At 70.5% G+C, this 17,584-nt stretch carries 18 protein-coding genes; 15 read left to right on the top strand and 3 right to left on the bottom strand.

Going from position 1 to position 17,584, the window contains the following annotated elements; all coding sequences use genetic code 11:
* Window positions 1-9 precede the first annotated feature (9 nt).
* Both ribH and OHA77_RS07255 read left to right on the top strand, forming a co-directional pair.
* A complete protein-coding gene (gene ribH, locus OHA77_RS07260; protein ID WP_406316982.1) occupies window positions 10-480 on the top strand; it encodes a 6,7-dimethyl-8-ribityllumazine synthase in 471 nt (156 codons plus the stop codon).
* 233 nt (window positions 481-713) lie between these two features.
* Window positions 714-1,172: a PH domain-containing protein gene (locus OHA77_RS07255; RefSeq protein ID WP_406316981.1), complete on the top strand. Its 459-nt coding sequence runs from the start codon at window positions 714-716 to the stop codon at window positions 1,170-1,172.
* A 90-nt stretch (window positions 1,173-1,262) separates the two neighbouring features.
* Here the strand turns inward: OHA77_RS07255 and OHA77_RS07250 are convergent, their stop codons facing one another.
* Window positions 1,263-1,931, bottom strand: a complete 669-nt coding sequence (locus OHA77_RS07250) for a potassium channel family protein (protein WP_406316980.1) — start codon at window positions 1,929-1,931, stop codon at window positions 1,263-1,265.
* On the bottom strand, window positions 1,924-3,264 hold the full coding sequence (locus tag OHA77_RS07245) for a TrkH family potassium uptake protein (protein ID WP_406316978.1): 1,341 nt from the start codon (window positions 3,262-3,264) through the stop codon (window positions 1,924-1,926). Before OHA77_RS07245 ends, OHA77_RS07250 begins: the two co-directional genes overlap by 8 nt.
* Window positions 3,265-3,419: 155 nt before the next feature.
* Here OHA77_RS07245 and OHA77_RS07240 point away from each other — a divergent pair, with 155 nt between their 5' ends.
* From OHA77_RS07240 to OHA77_RS07220, 5 genes are all read left to right on the top strand, one after another.
* On the top strand, window positions 3,420-4,622 hold the full coding sequence (locus OHA77_RS07240) for an RNA-guided endonuclease InsQ/TnpB family protein (protein ID WP_406316977.1): 1,203 nt from the start codon (window positions 3,420-3,422) through the stop codon (window positions 4,620-4,622).
* A gap of 216 nt (window positions 4,623-4,838) precedes the next feature.
* Window positions 4,839-5,735 (top strand): MoxR family ATPase, encoded by an 897-nt coding sequence (locus tag OHA77_RS07235; RefSeq protein WP_326821426.1) that lies wholly within the window; start codon window positions 4,839-4,841, stop codon window positions 5,733-5,735.
* Between the two features lie 49 nt (window positions 5,736-5,784).
* On the top strand, window positions 5,785-6,963 hold the full coding sequence (locus OHA77_RS07230) for a vWA domain-containing protein (RefSeq protein ID WP_406316975.1): 1,179 nt from the start codon (window positions 5,785-5,787) through the stop codon (window positions 6,961-6,963).
* Window positions 6,956-8,062, top strand: a complete 1,107-nt coding sequence (locus OHA77_RS07225; protein WP_406316973.1) for an XdhC family protein — start codon at window positions 6,956-6,958, stop codon at window positions 8,060-8,062. Before OHA77_RS07230 ends, OHA77_RS07225 begins: the two co-directional genes overlap by 8 nt.
* Before the next feature lie 77 nt (window positions 8,063-8,139).
* A complete protein-coding gene (locus OHA77_RS07220; RefSeq protein WP_406319792.1) occupies window positions 8,140-8,676 on the top strand; it encodes an NTP transferase domain-containing protein in 537 nt (178 codons plus the stop codon).
* A 10-nt stretch (window positions 8,677-8,686) separates the two neighbouring features.
* Here the strand turns inward: OHA77_RS07220 and OHA77_RS07215 are convergent, their stop codons facing one another.
* On the bottom strand, window positions 8,687-9,583 hold the full coding sequence (locus OHA77_RS07215) for an endonuclease/exonuclease/phosphatase family protein (protein ID WP_326821429.1): 897 nt from the start codon (window positions 9,581-9,583) through the stop codon (window positions 8,687-8,689).
* 173 nt (window positions 9,584-9,756) lie between these two features.
* Between OHA77_RS07215 and OHA77_RS07210 the strand changes: the two genes are divergently transcribed.
* The 8 genes from OHA77_RS07210 to OHA77_RS07175 all read left to right on the top strand — a co-directional run bounded on the left by OHA77_RS07210 (window position 9,757) and on the right by OHA77_RS07175 (window position 17,506).
* Window positions 9,757-10,797: an LLM class F420-dependent oxidoreductase gene (locus tag OHA77_RS07210; protein ID WP_326821430.1), complete on the top strand. Its 1,041-nt coding sequence runs from the start codon at window positions 9,757-9,759 to the stop codon at window positions 10,795-10,797.
* 380 nt (window positions 10,798-11,177) lie between these two features.
* Window positions 11,178-12,473, top strand: a complete 1,296-nt coding sequence (locus OHA77_RS07205) for a dicarboxylate/amino acid:cation symporter (protein WP_326821431.1) — start codon at window positions 11,178-11,180, stop codon at window positions 12,471-12,473.
* Window positions 12,474-12,669: 196 nt separating this feature from the next.
* The gene (locus OHA77_RS07200) at window positions 12,670-13,737 is read left to right on the top strand and encodes a M24 family metallopeptidase (RefSeq protein WP_406316970.1); all 1,068 of its coding nucleotides are present in this window, start codon (window positions 12,670-12,672) and stop codon (window positions 13,735-13,737) included.
* 25 nt (window positions 13,738-13,762) lie between these two features.
* A complete protein-coding gene (gene efp, locus OHA77_RS07195; protein ID WP_326821433.1) occupies window positions 13,763-14,323 on the top strand; it encodes an elongation factor P in 561 nt (186 codons plus the stop codon).
* Complete coding sequence (nusB, locus tag OHA77_RS07190; protein ID WP_326821434.1) at window positions 14,323-14,733, top strand: transcription antitermination factor NusB; 411 nt, start codon at window positions 14,323-14,325, stop codon at window positions 14,731-14,733. Before efp ends, nusB begins: the two co-directional genes overlap by 1 nt.
* A gap of 195 nt (window positions 14,734-14,928) precedes the next feature.
* Complete coding sequence (locus OHA77_RS07185; RefSeq protein WP_326821435.1) at window positions 14,929-15,687, top strand: methyltransferase domain-containing protein; 759 nt, start codon at window positions 14,929-14,931, stop codon at window positions 15,685-15,687.
* 55 nt (window positions 15,688-15,742) lie between these two features.
* Window positions 15,743-16,963: a DNA polymerase IV gene (gene dinB / locus OHA77_RS07180; RefSeq protein WP_406319790.1), complete on the top strand. Its 1,221-nt coding sequence runs from the start codon at window positions 15,743-15,745 to the stop codon at window positions 16,961-16,963.
* A 147-nt stretch (window positions 16,964-17,110) separates the two neighbouring features.
* Window positions 17,111-17,506 (top strand): DUF3040 domain-containing protein, encoded by a 396-nt coding sequence (locus tag OHA77_RS07175; RefSeq protein ID WP_326827051.1) that lies wholly within the window; start codon window positions 17,111-17,113, stop codon window positions 17,504-17,506.
* Window positions 17,507-17,584 lie beyond the last annotated feature (78 nt).

Genomic DNA, 17,584 nt, shown 5'->3' with positions numbered 1-17,584 from the left:
GGAGCGCGCATGAGCGGCACCGGACGGCCGGCGGCGTCCGCCGTCGAGGCCGGCGGGCTGACCGTCGGCATCGTGGCCGCCCGCTGGCACGAGAAGATCACCGACCAGCTGGTGGCCCGTGCCGTACAGGCCGGCAGCGACAGCGGCGCCGCGGTGACCGTGGTCCGGGTGGCCGGGACCCTGGAGATCCCGGTCGTGGTTCAGGCCCTGGCCAGGCGGTGTGACGCGGTCGTCGCCCTGGGGGCCGTGATCCGGGGGGAGACCGCCCACTTCGACTACGTCTGCGACTCGGTGACGTCGGGCCTGACCCGGATCTCCCTCGACGAGGAGACCCCGATCGGCAACGGTGTGCTGACCTGCGACTCCCTCGACCAGGCCGTCGACCGCTCCGGGCTGCCGGGCAGCCACGAGGACAAGGGCTACGAGGCGACCGTGGCCGCCCTGGAGACCGCCCTGCTGCTGAGGGACCTCCGGGACTGACCGGAGACGGGGCGGGCCCGTCTCCGCTCCCGTCCCGTCCCGTCCCGTCCCGTCCCGTCCCGTCCCGTCCCGTCCCGTCCCGTCCCGCCCCGTCCCGTCCCGCCCCGCGGCGGGGCGGGAGCCTCCCCGCGGAGTCGGGGGCGACGAGGTGGTGCGGTAAATTTCACTCGGCACTGTGTCGGCCGTCACACCGGTTGTGACCGGCGGTTTTCCCAAAGGATCGTGATCTTCGAGTGAGCCCCGAGAACGTCTCTCCGCCCGAGCTGCCCGTGGTGTGGCGGCCCCAGAAGGGACGGATCGTGGCGTACGGCTTCGCGGTGGCGATCATGCTGGGGGCGCTGCTGCTGGCGATCTTCCTGCCGCCGCCGTTCACCCTGGCCGACAAGGTCGCCATGGTCGTGCTCGGCGGGGTGATCGCCGGAGTGCTGCATCTGCTGGGGCGCTGCCGGGTTGAGGCGGACGAGCGGGGGATCACCGTGGTCAACGCGTTGCGGGTGCACCGCTACGAGTGGCCGGAGGTGCTGGGGGTCACGCTGGGCCAGAGCGAGCCCTGGGCGAAGATCGACTTCACGGACGGGGCGACGATCGGGGCCATGGGACTGCAGGGGTCGGAGAAGGACCGGACCGTGCGGCAGGTGCAGGAGCTCGCCGCGCTCATCCGCCGGCGCGGCGAGGCCGAGGAGACCCGTTAGGCCCGACCGCCGGCCAGGCGGCCGTCTGCGGGTCGCCGCCCTGCCGGGTGCCCGGTGGTGGCCGTTCTGCCGGACGGGCACCCGGCGGACTCAGGTCTCCTCGGCGAACCGCTCGGTCTTGTCGGTCTCGCCCGCGACGAGCAGGGTGTCGCCGCCGTTGACGACCGTGTCGGAGGTGGCGTAGGTGAACCTGCCGCCGGGCTGCTTGATCCCGACCACGGTCACCCCGTACTTCTTGCGGATGCCCAGCTCGCCCAGAGTCCTGCCGTTCGCCCACCGGGGTGCCTTGGTCTTGACCAGCGCGTAGTTCTCGTCCACTTCGACGTAGTCGAGCATCCGGCCGGTCACCAGGTGCGCGACCCGCTCGCCCATGTCGTGCTCGGGCTGCACCACGTGGTGGGCGCCGACCCGCTCCAGGATCCTGCTGTGCTGGAGGCTGATCGACTTGGCCCAGATGTCGGGCACGCCGAGATCGGCCAGGATCGAGGTGGTCAGGATGCTCGCCTCGATGTCGGTGCCGATGCCGACCACGGCCCGGCCGAACTCGGCGATGCCCAGCTGGGTGAGCGCGTCGGGATCGGTGGAGTCGGCGCAGACCACATGGGTGAGCCGCCCGGAGAACTCCTGGACGTTCTTGGCGTCGCTGTCCACTCCCAGCACCTCGACGTCGCGTCCCACCAGCTCCGCCGCCAGCGCACCGCCGAACCGGCCCAAACCGATCACCACGACCGCCTCGCCGCGGCTCTTCTTGTCAACCAACTAGGGGACGCTCCTCCGGATAGCGGAACCTACGGGTCTGGACGTGCAGCGCCAGCGCGGCACCGAGGGTCACCGGACCGAGCCGGCCGACGAACATCAGGGCCGTCAGGGTCAGCCGCCCGGCGGTGCCGACGTCAGGGGTGATCCCCGTGGACAGCCCGACCGTGCCGAACGCGGAGACCACTTCGAACAGTACGCGGTCGAGCTTGAACGGGGTGACCATCATCATGACGAACGTCCCGGCGGCGACCGAGGCCACGCTGAGCAGGGCGATGGTCAGCGCCTGCCGCTGGAGCTGCTCGGGGATGCGGCGACGCCCCCCGGTGACGTCGGGCTCACCGCGCAGCTCGGCCAGGATGACGTAGCCGAGCAGCGCGAACGTCGTCACCTTGATGCCGCCGCCGGTGCTCGCGCTGCCCGCACCGATGAACATCAGCACATCGCTGACCAGCCAGGTGTTCTCGTTCATCTGGGAGATGTCGACGGAGTTCAGGCCGCCGCTGCGGGTCATGGCGCTGTGGAAGAAGCCGGCCAGCACGCGCAGCCCCGGGGAGAGCCCGCCCAGTGTGTGGGGATTTCCCCACTCGATGGCGGTGACGGCCACCGTCCCGCCGGACAGCAGGACGGCGGTCACCCCCAGTGTGATCTTGGTGTGCAGCGACCAGCGCGACGGACGACGCCAGCTCTGCCGGAGTACGGCGTAGACCGGGAAGCCGAGCCCCCCGGCGACCACCGCCAGCGCGAGGGGGAGGCAGATCCACGGATCGGTGACGAACCGCATCATGCTGTCCGGCCAGAGCGCGAACCCGGCGTTGGTGAACGCCGAGACCGCGTGGAAGATCCCGTGATAGGCGGCACGGCCGAACGGCTCGCCGTACCCGGTGACGAAACGGGCGGTGAGCACCGCGGCGGTCACCGCCTCCACCACCAGCGTGACCTTGGCGACGCCCGCGATCACCCGGCGGACGTCACCGGGGCCGAAGGTCTTGGTCTCGGCCTGGGTGTTGAGCCGGGCGCGCAGACCGAGCTTGCCGGAGACGACCACGGCGAGGATCGAGGCGAGCGTCATGATCCCGAAACCGCCGATCTGCATCAGCACCAGGATCACCATCTCACCGAAGAACGTCCAGTGCGCCGCCGTGTCCTGCACGGCGAGTCCGGTGACGCACACCGCCGAGGCCGCGGTGAACAGGGCGGAGGTCCAGGACGCCTGCTGGCCCGCCTCGACCGCGGCGGGCAGCGACAGCAGCACCGAGCCGCCGAGGATCACCGCCAGGAAGGCGGCGACCACGACTCGCGACGGGGTGTTGATCTGCCGGATCAGGTTCCTCACAGAGACCTCCGGGCGATGCCCCGGCCTTCGGGCCGGGCAGGAGTCCGGGCCCCGCAAGGGGTGGCCCGGCGGAGCCGGGACAACCCAGGGCGCCAAGCGCACATGACTTTCTCCTTCTGCTTACAGATGTTTATGTGGTGCGGCAAAATGCGAACATGCGTACGGCATACAAGGTGCGGGTCTACCCCACCACCGAACAAGCCGCGGTGCTGAACCGCACGTTCGGCTGCGTACGCCTGGTGTGGAACAAGACGCCGGCATGGCGGCACCGGCGCTACCACCATGACGGAACCAAGACGTCCTACGCGCAGACCGACCGGTACCTGACCGAACTGAAACGCGACCCCGAGTTCGCCTTCTTGTTCGACGTCTCCTCGGTGCCGCTCCAGCAGACATTGCGCCACCAGTACACGGCGTTCGTGAACTTCTTCGCCGGACGCGCCCGCTACCCCCGCTTCAAGTCCCGGCACGGCAAGCAGACGGCGACCTACACCCGCTCGGCGTTCCGCTGGAAGGCCGGGCAACTGTTTCTGGCGAAGATGGACGCCCCGCTGGCGTTCGTGTGGTCCTGGCCCGACATCGATCTCGCGACGTTGGACCCGGCGACGGTGACCGTCTCCCGCGACCCCGACGGCCGCTGGTACGCCTCCCTCGCCGTCGAAACCGCCGACGATCCCGAGCAGGCCCCGCTCACCGGCTCGACGGTCGGTGTCGACCTGGGGGTGAAGGACTTCGCGGTCCTGTCCATCGGCGAGAAGATCGCCAACCCGCGCCCCCTGGAACGCAAAGCCGGGAATCTGGCCCGCTACCAGCGGCGCATGGCCCGCAAGCAGCGCGGCTCCAACAATAGGAAGAAGGCGAAGGCGAAGGTCGCCCGCGCCCACACCAAAGTCCGTGACGCCCGCGCCGACTTCCTGCACAAAACCTCTGCCCGGCTGGTCCGCGACCACGACCTGATCGTGATCGAGGACCTGGCCGTGAAGAACATGATCCGCAACCGCTGCCTCGCGCGGGTCATCTCCGACTGCGGGTGGGGCGAGTTCCGACGGCAGCTGCAGTACAAGACCGCGCGTGCCGGGCGGCACCTGATCGTGATCGACCGCTGGTACCCATCCAGCAAGACCTGTTCGGCGTGCGGACATCTGCTCGCCGAGCTTTCGCTCAGCACCCGGACGTGGCAGTGCCCGTCCTGCGGCACCCGGCACGATCGGGACGTCAACGCCGCCAAGAACATTCTGGCCGCTGGTCGAGCGGTGTCTGCCTGTGGAGCTGATGTGAGACGGCAAGGGTCCTCCCTTCCGCAGTCGGCTGTGAAGCAGGAAACCTCATCCGTGAGGGTGGGAATCCCCCTCCCCTAGGAGGAGGGGGAGGAAGTCAAAGAGGGTGAGAATACGCCCGTCCGGAGCAGGGGCCCGCGCCGCGCACGCGCGAGCCCCGGCGGTACGGGGCCGCGAGGGTGCGCCGGACCGGTGGGACGGCGCTTCTGGGGCCACGGCCGCCGGGCCGCGGAGACCGCCCGATCCCCGTCGCCGTTCGCCGAGCCCGGATCGGCGGTCCGGGCGTAATCTGAGGTGGTGGTGAGGCGGACGATCGAGGCATCGGAGCTGGGCTCGCCCGGAGAGCTGGCGGAGCTGCTCGACCGGCACGCCTACCTCGCCGGCGAGGGACTGGCCACGGCGGCGTTCCTGGCGCTGCGGATGGGCCGTCCACTGCTGCTCGAAGGTGAGGCCGGGGTCGGTAAGACCGAGCTGGCCAGAACCCTGGCGGCGGTGCTGGGCGCGCCGCTGATCCGGTTGCAGTGCTACGAGGGCCTCGACGGTCCCCAGGTGCTCTACGACTGGGACTTCGCCCGCCAGCTCCTGCACCTGAAGGCGGCTGAGGCCGGCGGGCTCACCGATCCGGCCCGGCTGGAGGGCGAGGTCTACGACCGGCGGTTCCTGATCGCCCGGCCGCTGCTCAGAGCCATCGAGACTCAGCCCAGCGTGCTGCTGATCGACGAGATCGACCGGGCCGACGTGGAGTTCGAGGCCATCCTGCTGGAGGTCCTGTCGGACTTCGCGATCTCCATCCCCGAGCTCGGCACGATCCGCGCCGAACGGCCGCCGGTGGTCGTGCTGACCTCCAACCGCACCCGCGAGGTGCACGACGCGCTGAAACGGCGCTGTCTCTACCACTGGCTGGAGCATCCTTCCTTCGACCGGGAGGTGGCGATCCTGCTGCGGCGCCTGCCCGCCTGCTCCGAGACCCTCGCCGAGCAGGTCGCCAAGGCGGCCGGACGGCTCCGTGAGGCCGGTCTCGCCAAGCCGCCCGGGGTCGCCGAGACCATCGACTGGACCGAGGCGCTGCTGACCCTCGGCGCGCGCGAGCTGGACCCCGACCTGGCCGCGGCCACGCTGGGAGCCCTGCTCAAGCACCGCGAGGACCACGAGGCCGTGCTCGGGAACGGCTTCTTCGGTGGCTCCCGTGGCTGAGGGGCACGATCCGTCCGGAGGCGGCCGCGACGGGCCCGGGGAGGGACGAGTGAGCTGGTCCGGGGGCCGTGACGGGCCCGGGGAGAAACGTGCGAGACGGCCCGGGGACCGCGACCGGCCCGGGGACGGCCCGTCCGGGCAGGGGTCGGCCGGGGAGCTGGTCGCCGTCATGACCGGGTTCGCCAGGACACTGCGCGCCGCCGGGGTCCCCGCCGACCACGAGAGGACCCAGGGCCTGCTGCGCGCGCTGGCGCACCTGGACCCGGCGAAACCCCGTGACGTCTACTGGGCGGGCCGGTTCACCCTGTGTGCCTCGGCCGACGACCTGCTCCGCTATGACCGGGTCTTCCACGCCTACTTCGGCGGCCTGCGCGCGGGGCGCGGGGAACCGGCCGCGATCACCGTCACCCGGCACACCGTCGGCATGCTCACGGCCCCCGGCGGTGACGAGGGCCCCGCTCCGGTGGCCAGTGCCAGTGCGGCGGAGGTGCTGCGCAACCGGGACGTGGCCAAGATGACCGGGACCGAACGGGCCGAGGTGCACCGGCTGCTCGCCCTGTTCCGGGTGGGACGCGAGCAGCGCAGGTCGCGGCGGCTGCGACCCTCGCACCGGGGACGGCTGGACAGCAGGGCCACGATCCGCGAGACCCTGAGGCGCGGCGGGGAGACCGCCCGTCTCCGTTACCGCGCGCCCCGCACCAGGCCCCGCAGGGTCGTGCTGCTGGTCGACGTCAGCGGCTCCATGACCCCCTACGCCGACACGCTGCTCCGGCTGGCCCACGCGCTCGTCAGGTGTGAGCCCCGGGCCACCGAGGTGTTCAGCGCGGGCACCCGGCTCACCCGGCTCACCGCCGAGCTGCGCCACCGCGACCCGGCCACCGCGATGGACGCCGTCTCGCGGGCCATCCCCGACTGGAGCGGCGGCACCCGGCTGGGCGAGGAGCTCCGGAGGCTTCTCACCCTGAACGACGCCCGGGGGGCGGTGGTGGTGATCGCCTCCGACGGCTGGGAACGCGGCGACGTCTCGCTGCTCGGCGCGGAGATGGGCCGGCTGTCCCGGATGGCGCACCGGGTGATCTGGGCGAATCCCCACAAGGGGCAGGAGGGTTACCAGCCGCTCACCGCCGGGATGCGCGCCGCGCTGCCGCACATCGACGACTTCGTGGCCGGGCACAGCCTGGCCGCCTTCGAAAAACTGGCCGGCCTGCTGGGAGGGACACATGCGTGACGTGCTGTCACAGATCGTGCGGTGGTGGGAGTCCGGGCAGACGTTCGGACTGGCGACCGTGGTGAACACCTTCCGCAGCGCGCCCCGCCCGCCCGGCGCCTCCATGGCCGTGCTCGGCGGGGAGGCGGAGGGCAGCGTCTCGGGCGGCTGCGTCGAGGGGGCCGTCTACGAGCTGGCCCAGGAGGTGGTCGCTTCCGGGACCCCGGTCCTGCAGCGGTACGGCGTGAGCGACGACGACGCCTTCTCGGCCGGTCTGACCTGCGGTGGCATCCTGGACGTGTTCGTCGAGCCGGTCTCGCGCGAGACGTTCCCCGAATTGGGGGCGATCGCCGGATCGGTGCGGGGACGTGAGCCGGTGGCGGTGGCGACCGTGCTGTCCGGCCCGGGGGCCGTCGGCGCCCGCAGAGTCGTCTGGCCGGACCGCTCCTCCGGCTCGCTGGGCGTCGCCCGGCTGAATGAGGCGGTCGACGACGACGTGCGCGGCATGCTCGCGCAGGGGCTCACCGGGGTCCGGCGGTACGGCTCGCGCGGTGAACGGCGGCTCGACGAGCTGTCGATCTTCGTGCACTCCTTCGCACCGCCGCCCCGGCTGCTGGTCTTCGGCGCGATCGACTTCGCCGCGGCGGTGGCCAGGATCGGCAAGTTCCTCGGCTACCACGTGGTCGTGTGCGACGCCCGCCCGGTCTTCACCACGGCCAAGCGCTTCCCGGAGGCCGACGAGGTGATCGTCAAATGGCCGCACGACTACCTGACCTCGATCAGCGTCGACGAGCGGACCGCGATCTGCGTCCTCACCCACGACCCCAGATTCGACGTTCCCCTGCTGGAGGTGGCGCTGCGCACCTCCGCCGGATATGTCGGTGCGATGGGCTCACGCCGTACCCACGAGGACCGGCTGGCACGGCTGCGCGAGGCGGGCCTGGAGGAGGCCGAGCTGAAGCGGCTCCGCTCGCCGATCGGGCTGGACCTGGGTGCGCGGACCCCGGAGGAGACCGCCGTCTCCATCGCCGCCGAGCTCATCCAGCTGCGCTGGGGCGGCTCGGGACGGCCGCTCACCGACGGCTCCGGCCGGATCCACGGAGACGGGACCCAGGCGTGATCACACGGGCGGAGGCGTCCCTGCGGACGGCGAGCGCGGGGCTGCTGCTGGCGGCCGGATCGGGTTCCCGGCTCGGCATGCCGAAGGCGCTGGTGGAGTTCCGCGGGGAGCGGCTGGTGGACCGCGGGATCCGGCTGCTCCACGACGGCGGCTGCCATCCCGTGGTCGTCGTGCTGGGGGCCGCCACCGCGCAGGTGCGCGGAGCGGTGGCGGTGCGCAATCCGCTGTGGCACTCGGGGATGGGCTCCTCGCTGCGCGTCGGGCTGGCGGCGCTCTCCGACGACGTGGAGCGTGTGGTGATCGCCCTGGTCGACCAGCCGTTCATCGGTCCTCAGGCGGTGGAGCGGCTGATCGGCGCGGCCCGGGACGGTGCCTCGATCGCCGTCGCGACCTACGGTGGGGCGCCGAGGAATCCGGTGCTGATCGGCAGGGAGCACTTCGCGGAGGTCGCCGAGCTCGCGACCGGTGATGTCGGTGCCCGGCCGTTCCTCCGGGCGCATCCGGAGCTGGTCGTCGAGGTGCCCTGTGACGATGTCGGCGACCCCTCCGACGTCGACACCCCGGCGGACCTGTCCGCCCTGCGGGCGACGGAGGCCCGGCCGGGGCCGCGGTGAGCCGGCCGGCCTACCGCCCCGCCATCCGCAGCGTGGCGACGGCGGCGCGGTGGTCGCTGCCGGCGGCCTGTTCGACACCGGAACCGGTGGCGGTGAGCCCCCGGTAGAGGATGTGGTCGGGGCGGGTGATCGGGAAGGACGACGGCCAGGTGAAGCCGAAGCCGGAGCCCGCCTCCTGCTGGGCGTCCGACAGCGGGGGGACCAGGTTCGAGCGCTTGCGGTCGGTGGTGGCGGTGTTGAGGTCGCCGAGCAGGAGCAGGTGCTCGCTGTCGTCCTTGTCGATGAGCCTGCGGGCGTAGGCGAGGGTCTCGTCGCGCTGGGCCGTCTCGCCGGGGCGGGCCGAGGCCAGGTGCATGACGTAGACGGTCAGCTCTCCCTTGGGGGTCCTGACCACGACCCGCAACGCCCTGACCCAGTCGAGACCGATGTCGGCCTTGCGGGCGTCGACGATCGGGAACCGGCTCCACAGGCCGACGGTGGAGACCTGGTAGTGGTGCGGGAACCGTCTGTTGAGCGCTTTGGCCGCCGGGCCGCCGTCGGTCAGCTCCTGCGCGGCGACCAGGTCCCGGCCCTTCGAGACGGCCCGTACGGCCTCCCCGGAGGCGGCGTTGGTCACCCCCACGTTGAGCGTGGCGACCGACAGGTCGCTCGGGCCGCCCGGCGGGGTGCGCAGCAGGGTGGGACCGAACAGGACCGCCCACACGGCCGCCGGGAGCAGTGTCGCGACGACCGTCCGCCACGAGCGGGTGAACAGCGCGGCGACCAGCAGCACCGGCACGGCGAGCCCGAGCCAGGGGAGCCCGCTCTCCAGCACCGGGGTGAAGCCGCCCAGCTCCGGCAGGAGCCCGTGCCCGCCGAGAATCAGGGCCAGCGCCCCCGCCACCGCGATGATCGAACTTCTCAGCACGCCGCTCCTCGTCCGTCTGACCACGGGAGCCGCCTCCGCCCCGGGATGCGTACGCTACCGGCCCCGGCCCGGGGATGCGGGGCTTGGTGCTTCGGTGGTGAGTCGATACCCTTTTGCCTGGAGAGAACGGAACATCATTCGGTTTCGTGGGCGCGCGGAAGGACGATCTCGGGATGCGTATAGGAATGGCCCTGAACTACTCAGGGGGCTTCAAGGAGACGGTGTCCGCATTGGCCGACTACGAGAAGGCCGGTCTCGACATCGTCTTCGTCGCCGAGGCCTACAGCTTCGACGCGGTCAGCCAGATGGGTTACATCGCGGCCAAGACCGAGCGCCTGCAGATCGCCTCCGGCATCCTGCCGATCTACTCCCGGACGCCCACCCTGCTGGCCATGACCGCCGCGGGCATGGACTACGTCTCCGACGGCCGCTTCACCCTGGGCCTCGGTGCCTCGGGCCCGCAGGTCATCGAGGGCTTCCACGGCGTGCCGTACACCGCTCCGCTGGGTCGCACCCGCGAGGTCGTCGAGATCTGCCGCCAGGTCTGGAAGCGTGAGCGCCTGACCTACGAGGGCAGGCACTACACCGTCCCGCTCCCCGCCGGCCAGGGCACCGGCCTGGGCAAGCCTCTGAAGATCATCAACCACCCCGTCCGGGACCGCATCCCCATCGTGATCGCCGCCATCGGCCCCAAGAACGTCGAGCTGTCGGCGGAGCTGGCCGAGGGCTGGGAGCCGATCTTCTACATGCCGGAGAAGGCCGCCGACGTCTGGGGCGCCTCGCTGGCGGCCGGCAAGGCGAGGCGCGACCCGGCCCTGGGTGAGCTGGACGTCATCGCCCAGGCGTCGCTGGCCATCGGCGACGACGTGTCCGGCTGGCTGGAGCTGGGCCGTCCGATGGCCGCCCTCTACATCGGCGGCATGGGCGCCAGGGGCAAGAACTTCTACAACGACCTGGCCCGCCGGTACGGCTACGAGAAGGAGGCCGAGCAGATCCAGAACCTCTATCTCGACGGCAAGAAGGACGAGGCCGCCGCGCTCGTCCCGCACGAACTGCTGGAGAAGATGTCCCTGATCGGCTCCGAGGGCCACGTCCGCGAGCGCATCCAGGCGATGAGGGAGTCGGGTGTCACCACCCTCAACGTCGCGCCGCTCGGCCGCACGCACGAGGAGCGCGTCCGGCTCATCGAGAGGGTCAGGGAACTCGCGTCCTGATATCTCACGTGAAGGGCCCCGTCCTCATGGATCTCGAAGTCCGTCGCGTCCCCGGATCGGGGTGGTGCGGCGACCACCGGAACCCATGCCTGGCCGGGGTCTTTTTCCTGTCCGCGCCTCCCCGGAGGCCTCGACGAGATCCTTTTCTGCGCGTAATGTGATGTGTATCACACAGTAAATCGGAATATATGCTTTGTATGGGGAGGTTCTACCCCCTCGTGAGGTTTTCCCCAGTGATCGTGTGGCTTGTCGAGCGGCTACACGTCGACCTGTGCCGCCTGAACAGCCAGCTCTGTCGCTGAACGCTGTCCCTCCCCCCACATCTCCTCACTCCGCATGTCCGTGTCCGCCCCGGCATGCCCTTCCACGGAGCCCCGTACATGAAAAGGTTCTCTTTCTCCCTGCAGTTGCTGCTGGGCCTGGTCGTCGGTGTCGTCCTCGGGCTCATCGCCCGCGCCGGTGACGTCACCTGGCTCACCACCACCCTGACCGAGGTCGGCAAACTCTTCGTCCAGCTCCTCAAGCTGGCCGTCCCGCCGCTGGTCTTCACCGCCGTCGTCGTCAGCGTGGCCAATCTGCGCAACGTCAACGGAGCCGCCCGACTCGCGGGCAAGACGCTGCTGTGGTTCCTGGCCACCTCGCTGATCGCGGTGGCCTTCGGCATCGGTCTCGGACTGATCCTCAATCCCGGCCTGGGCGTCAACATCGCCACCGAGGGTGCCAAGGCGGTGGACCTGGAAGGCGCCGGAACCTGGGTCGACTTCCTGACCGGCATCATCCCGACCAACATCGTCACCGCCTTCACCGAGCTCAACGTCCTCCAGATCGTCTTCCTGGGAGTCGTCCTGGGCGCCGCCGCCCTGGCGGTGGGGGAGAAGGCCGAGCCGTTCCTGGACTTCAGCCGCTCGGTGCTTGAACTGGTGCAGAAGGCTCTGTGGTGGGTCATCCGGCTGGCCCCGATCGGCACCGCCGGTCTCATCGGCAAGTCCGTCGCCAGCTACGGCTGGGACCTGCTCGCCCCGCTCGCCAAGTTCAGCGCGGGCGTCTACATCGGGTGCCTCCTCGTCCTGCTGGTGAGCTACCCGCTGCTGCTCGCGTTCGTCGGCAAGGTCAGCCCGATCACCTTCTACCGCAACGCCTGGCCCGCCATCGAGCTGGCCTTCGTCTCCCGGTCCTCGGTCGGGACCATGCCGCTCACCCAGCGCGTCACCACCGAGCGCCTCGGCGTGGACCGCGACTACGCCTCCTTCGCGGTGCCGTTCGGCGCGACCACCAAGATGGACGGCTGCGCCGCGATCTACCCGGCACTCGCCGCGATCTTCGTGGCCCAGGTGTTCGACATCCCGCTCGGCGTCGGGGAGTACCTGCTGATCGCGTTCGTCTCCGTGGTGGGTTCCGCCGCGACCGCCGGGCTCACCGGGGCGATCGTGATGCTCACGCTCACCCTGAGCACGCTCGGCCTGCCCCTGGAGGGCGTCGGGCTGCTGCTGGCCATCGACCCGATCCTCGACATGATCCGCACCGCCACCAACGTGGCGGGGCAGCTCGTGGTGCCGGTCCTGGTGGCCCGCTCGGAGGGAAGGCTGGACGAGAGCGTGTTCAACGCCCCGCCGCAGCCGCTCGACGAGGCCCCCCGCTCCACCGTCCGGGTATCGTCCGAACCCCTTCCGGCCTGACACCGCCCGCCGCACGGGCTCCAGCCGCCTGATCGCCGCCCACCGTACGGGCTCCAGCCGGCCGGAGCCCGTACGCACGCCGGTCCCCGGTCCTGGGGCCCGTCCGCGCGCCGGTCCCCGGCCCTGGAGCTCATCCGCGCGCCGTTTCCAGGCCAGGACGGGGAACGGCGCCGGGAACGGTCATAGCATGCGAGTCATGACCGCCACCCACGCTCGCCGCCGTCAGCAGCTCGCGGCCCTGCTCCCGGCCCACGAGGCCGACGCGATCCTGGTCACCCGCGGTGTCAACGTGCGCTACCTGACCGGTCTGGCCAGCTCCAACGCGGCCGTGCTCGTCCGGGCGGACGCCCGCGCCACGCTGGCCACCGACTCCCGCTACGCCGAGACCGCCCGCCGGACCTGCTCCGACATCGAGGTGATCGAAGAGCGTGACGTCGCCGGATGCCTGATCCCGATGGCCGACCGGGTCGCCGTCGAGGCCCATCACATGCCCGTCGCCGACTACTTCCGGCTCGGCGACGATCTGCTGCGCCTGTCCGGAGTGGTGGAGTCGGTACGGCGGATCAAGGACGAGGCCGAGATCGACCTCATCCGCACCGCGTGCGCGCTCACCGACCAGGCCCTCGCCGACGTGCTGCCCACGCTGCGGCCCGGGATGACCGAGAAGGAGATCGCCAGGGCGCTGGAGTCCCGGATGATCAAACTGGGCGCCGAGAAGCCCGCCTTCGAGTCGATCGTGGCGAGTGGCCCCAACGGCTCGATCCCGCACCACTCTCCCTCGGACCGGCCGCTGGAACGCGGTGACCTGGTCACGATGGACTTCGGTGCGCTCTACGAGGGCTACCATGCCGACATGACCCGGACGGTGGCGATCGGCGAGCCCGCCTCCTGGCAGCGTGAGCTGTACGACCTGGTCCGCGCCGCCCAACGGGCCGGTCGCCGTGCCGTACGGCCCGGCGCCGTCACCCATGAGGTGGACGCCGCCGCCCGTGACCTCATCGCCGAGGCGGGCTATGGAGACTACTTCGGGCACGGCCTCGGCCACGGCGTCGGACTGGAGATCCACGAGGCGCCGTTCCTGTCTCCGGCGAAGCCAGAGCCCGACGATGAGCACGCTAGACTAGAGGATCGAGTTCCGGTCACCGTTGAGCCAGGAGTTTACCTACCGGGCAGGGGCGGCGTCCGCATCGAGGACACGCTCGTGACGCGTGATGACGGACCGGAACTTCTCACACGGACGACCAAAGAGCTGCTTGTCCTTTAAGAGCGGCCGTACGCAGGAGAAACTAGTGGCGACGACGAACGACCTCAAGAACGGCCTGGTGCTCAAGCTCGACGGCGGTGAGCTCTGGACGGTCGTGGAGTTCCAGCACGTCAAGCCCGGCAAGGGTGGTGCGTTCGTCCGCACCAAGATGAAGAACATCCTTTCCGGCAAGGTCGTCGACAGGACCTTCAACGCCGGCGTCAAGGTCGAGGTGGCCACCGTCGACAAGCGTGAGATGCAGTTCTCCTACATGGACGGCGACGACTTCGTCTTCATGGACACCGAGACCTACGACATGCTCCACGTCTCCCGGGCCGCGGTCGGCGACGCCGCCAACTACCTGCTGGAGAACATGCTCGCCACGGTGGCGATCAACGAGGGCAACGTGCTCTACGTCGACCTGCCCGCGGCCGTCGAGCTGATCGTCGCCGAGACCGAGCCCGGCCTCCAGGGCGACCGCTCCACCGGCGGCACCAAGCCCGCCACGCTGGAGACCGGCGCCGAGATCAAGGTGCCGCTGTTCATCACGACCGGCGAGAAGGTCAAGGTCGACACCCGCACCGGCGATTACCTCGGCCGGGCCTGATGTCGGCACGGGGTAAGGCGCGTAGGCGCGCGCTGGACATCCTGTTCGAGGCCGAGGCGCGGAGCCAGGACCCGCTGAGCGTCCTGGCCGAGCGCCTGGAACGGGCGGAACCGCCCGTCAACGAATACACCACGACGATCGTCGAGGGCGTGTGCCGGCACCGGACGCGCATCGACGAGCTGATCACCACCTATGCCGAGGGGTGGACGCTCGACCGCATGCCCGCGGTCGACCGCAACCTGCTGCGCGGCGGCACCTACGAGCTCCTGTGGATGCCCGACGTTCCCGAGGGCGTCGTCATCAGCGAGTGGGTCGGCCTGGCCTCCGAGCTGTCGACCGATGAGTCACCGCAGTTCGTCAACGGCCTGATGGCCCGGTTCAAGCAGCTCAAGCCCTCTCTGACGCTGTAGCGCGTGCCGCGGGGGCCGATCTCCGGTCTCCCGCGGTGACGCGGCCCTTGCGGGCTTCGGTCTCTTTTGTCCACCGGGGTTCTCCCGGTGCCGAAAAAGACTCGCCCAAACACGAGTATGGATCGTCCTTGGGCTGCTTCGGGGGCCGCCCGGCGTAGGCTGGGCTCGTCACCCGAAATAGGAGGCGATCTGAAGTTGCACGCCGTAGGCATCTCGCGGCAGGCAGGCACTCCGGCGGTCCGCACCGCCGTCGTCTGGGACGTCCTGCGGGCTGTGCTGGCCGACCGGGTGTCCACCACCGGGCGCGTCCGTCTTGACATCGTCGACGCCGGAGGCGGCACGGGGGGCTTCGCGGTTCCGCTGGCCGAGCTCGGGCACACCGTCACGGTCGTCGATCCCAGCCCCGACTCGCTGGCCGCCCTGGAGCGCCGCGCCGCGGAGGCGGGCGTGGGGGTGCGCGCGCTGCAGGGCGACGCCGCCGATCTGGGGGAGCTGCTCCCGGCCGACTCCGCCGACCTGGTGCTCTGCCACAGCGTGCTGGAGTACGTGGAGGATCCGGCCAGCGCGCTGACGGCCATGGCCGCCCTGCTGCGCGAGGGCGGTGCGATCAGCGTGCTGGCCGCCAATCCGCTCGCCGCCGCGCTGCACCGCTCGATCGCCGGCCGGTTCGACGAGGCCCGTCAGGTGCTGGACGACCCCGAGGGGCGCTGGGGCGACCGTGACCCCACTCCCCGGAGGTTCACCCGCGAGGCCCTGGCCCGGCTTCTCGCGGTGACCGGTTTCACCCCCGGAGAGGTGCACGGTGTCCGGATCTTCGCCGATCTGGTGCCCAGCCGGTTGCTCGACGGCGAGCCGGGGGCCGCACGGGCCCTGGTCGCCCTGGAGCAGGCGGCGGCCGCCCATCCCGTGCTCCGGGACATCGCCACCCAACTGCACGTCCTCGGCCACCGGTGAGGCTTGTGTCGAACGCGCGTTCCCATAGGATGGTGCCGTGTCGAGGAAGCAGCAGATGCCGCGCCCGAGGTCCGATCTGGGCGCCGACGACACCGGCTGCCCGATCCTCCACGTCGACATGGACGCGTTCTACGCCAGTGTCGAGCTGCGCGAGCGCCCGGAGCTCCAGGGCACGCCTGTCATCATCGGCGCGCCCGGCGCGCGCGGCGTGGTGCTCAGCGCCACCTACGAGGCCCGGAGGTTCGGGGTGCACTCGGCCATGCCGATGACCCGGGCCCGCCGGCTCTGCCCCCAGGCGGTGGTCATCCCGCCGAGCCGGGGAAAATACGCCGAGGTGTCCCGCGGCGTGATGGAGATCTTCCACACGTACACCCCCGAGGTCGAGCCGATCGCCTCCGATGAGGCGTTCCTCGACGTGGGCGGGGCGCGCAAGAGGCTCGGTCCGCCGGCCGCCATCGCCGCGATGATCCGTGAGCAGGTCGTGCGGGAGCACGGGATCACCTGCTCCGTCGGCGTGGCGAACAGCAAGTTCGTCGCCAAACTCGCGTCCCAGCACTGCAAGCCAGACGGCCTTCTGGTCGTTCCGGCGGACAGGGTGGTGGATTTCCTCCATCCTCTCCCGGTAGGGGCCCTGTGGGGCGTAGGGGAGCGTACGGAGCAGTCTCTGGTGCGGTTGGGCGTCAGAACCGTCGGTGATCTCGCGGCCATCCCGGTCGCCACTCTGCAGCACCAGCTCGGCCAGGCCGTCGGAGCCCATCTGGCCGCACTCGCCTGGGGGCGCGACGAGCGTCCGGTGACCCCGCATGTGCCGGACAAGAGCATCGGGGCCGAGGAGACATTCGCCACAGACGTCGACGATCCCGTGAAGATCCGCAAGGAGCTGCTCCGCCTCTCCGAACGGGTCGCGGTCAGGCTCAGGGAGGGTGGCCACGTCGGCCGCACGGTCAGCGTGAAACTCCGCCGTGCCGACTTCAGCACCGTCTCCCGGTCCCGGACGCTCCGGGAGCCCACGGATGTCGCCCAGGTGCTCTACGCGACCGCCTGTGACCTCTACGCCGCGGCAGGCCTGGAGAAAGTCCGGCTCCGCCTGGTCGGGGTGCGGGTGGAGAGCCTGCGTCCGGCCGGTGAGGCGCCCAGGCAGCTCGGTCTGGGCGAACGGGAGTCGGGCTGGCGGGAGGCCGAACAGGCGATGGACAGGGCGGCCCGAAGATTCGGTCGCGATGTGGTGCTCCCGGCGTCGCTTGTTCGCCCACCATTTGGTGAAATAGACCCATGACGCCTCCTCCGGTTTGGACTACGTTGGACGTTTTCTTTCGTCTACGTCTACAGCCTCGTATTCTGGGGATAACCGACCGCGAGGTTCGGACACCCCGTGTCGTTCGTCACCGTCTTCCCCGTCCTGGGGCTGTCCTTGGGAGGCGCCGTGCCGCTCTCTGATCACGAGCAGCGCCTGCTCGACCAGATCGAGCAGGCCCTCTACGCTGAGGACCCGAAGTGGGCCAACACCGTGCGGATCAGTGATCCACGCAGCCATTACAAGCGCCGCCTGGTCAAGGCCTCCATCGGCTTCATCCTGGGCATCGTGCTGCTGATGGTCGGCGTCGTGATCATCAACATCCCGCTCGGTGTCGGCGGTTTCGTGGTCATGCTCGCCGCGTGTCTGTGGGGTCTGTCCAGCTGGAAGCGGATGAACGGGTTCGGTGAGGCCGCGGCCGCACCGCCCGGGCGACCAGGTAAGACCAGGCGCCGCGGCGGCGCCCGGCAGAGCTTCATGGAGCGGATGGAAGAACGCTGGCGCCGTCGTCACGACGAGCGTTAGGGCGAAGGCCCCGCCCCTGCCATGGTGGCGGGACCCCTCGCCGATGACCGTGGGCCGCCTCCGGTGGAGACGACCCAC

Source organism: Streptosporangium sp. NBC_01639 (assembly GCF_045209755.1).
In the GTDB taxonomy this organism is placed as follows: domain Bacteria; phylum Actinomycetota; class Actinomycetes; order Streptosporangiales; family Streptosporangiaceae; genus Streptosporangium.
The sequence above is the reverse complement of the archived record's forward strand: the minus strand, read 5'-3'. Positions and strand labels throughout refer to the sequence as shown.

Coding starts and splice junctions, on each gene's coding strand:
- ribH (WP_406316982.1), top strand. CDS start 10: ATGAGCGGCACCGGACGGCCGGCGGCGTCCGCCGTCGAGGCCGGCGGG.
- OHA77_RS07240 (WP_406316977.1), top strand. CDS start 3,420: ATGCGTACGGCATACAAGGTGCGGGTCTACCCCACCACCGAACAAGCC.
- OHA77_RS07225 (WP_406316973.1), top strand. CDS start 6,956: ATGCGTGACGTGCTGTCACAGATCGTGCGGTGGTGGGAGTCCGGGCAG.
- OHA77_RS07220 (WP_406319792.1), top strand. CDS start 8,140: ATGCCGAAGGCGCTGGTGGAGTTCCGCGGGGAGCGGCTGGTGGACCGC.
- OHA77_RS07210 (WP_326821430.1), top strand. CDS start 9,757: ATGCGTATAGGAATGGCCCTGAACTACTCAGGGGGCTTCAAGGAGACG.
- OHA77_RS07205 (WP_326821431.1), top strand. CDS start 11,178: ATGAAAAGGTTCTCTTTCTCCCTGCAGTTGCTGCTGGGCCTGGTCGTC.
- OHA77_RS07200 (WP_406316970.1), top strand. CDS start 12,670: ATGACCGCCACCCACGCTCGCCGCCGTCAGCAGCTCGCGGCCCTGCTC.
- nusB (WP_326821434.1), top strand. CDS start 14,323: ATGTCGGCACGGGGTAAGGCGCGTAGGCGCGCGCTGGACATCCTGTTC.
- dinB (WP_406319790.1), top strand. CDS start 15,743: ATGCCGCGCCCGAGGTCCGATCTGGGCGCCGACGACACCGGCTGCCCG.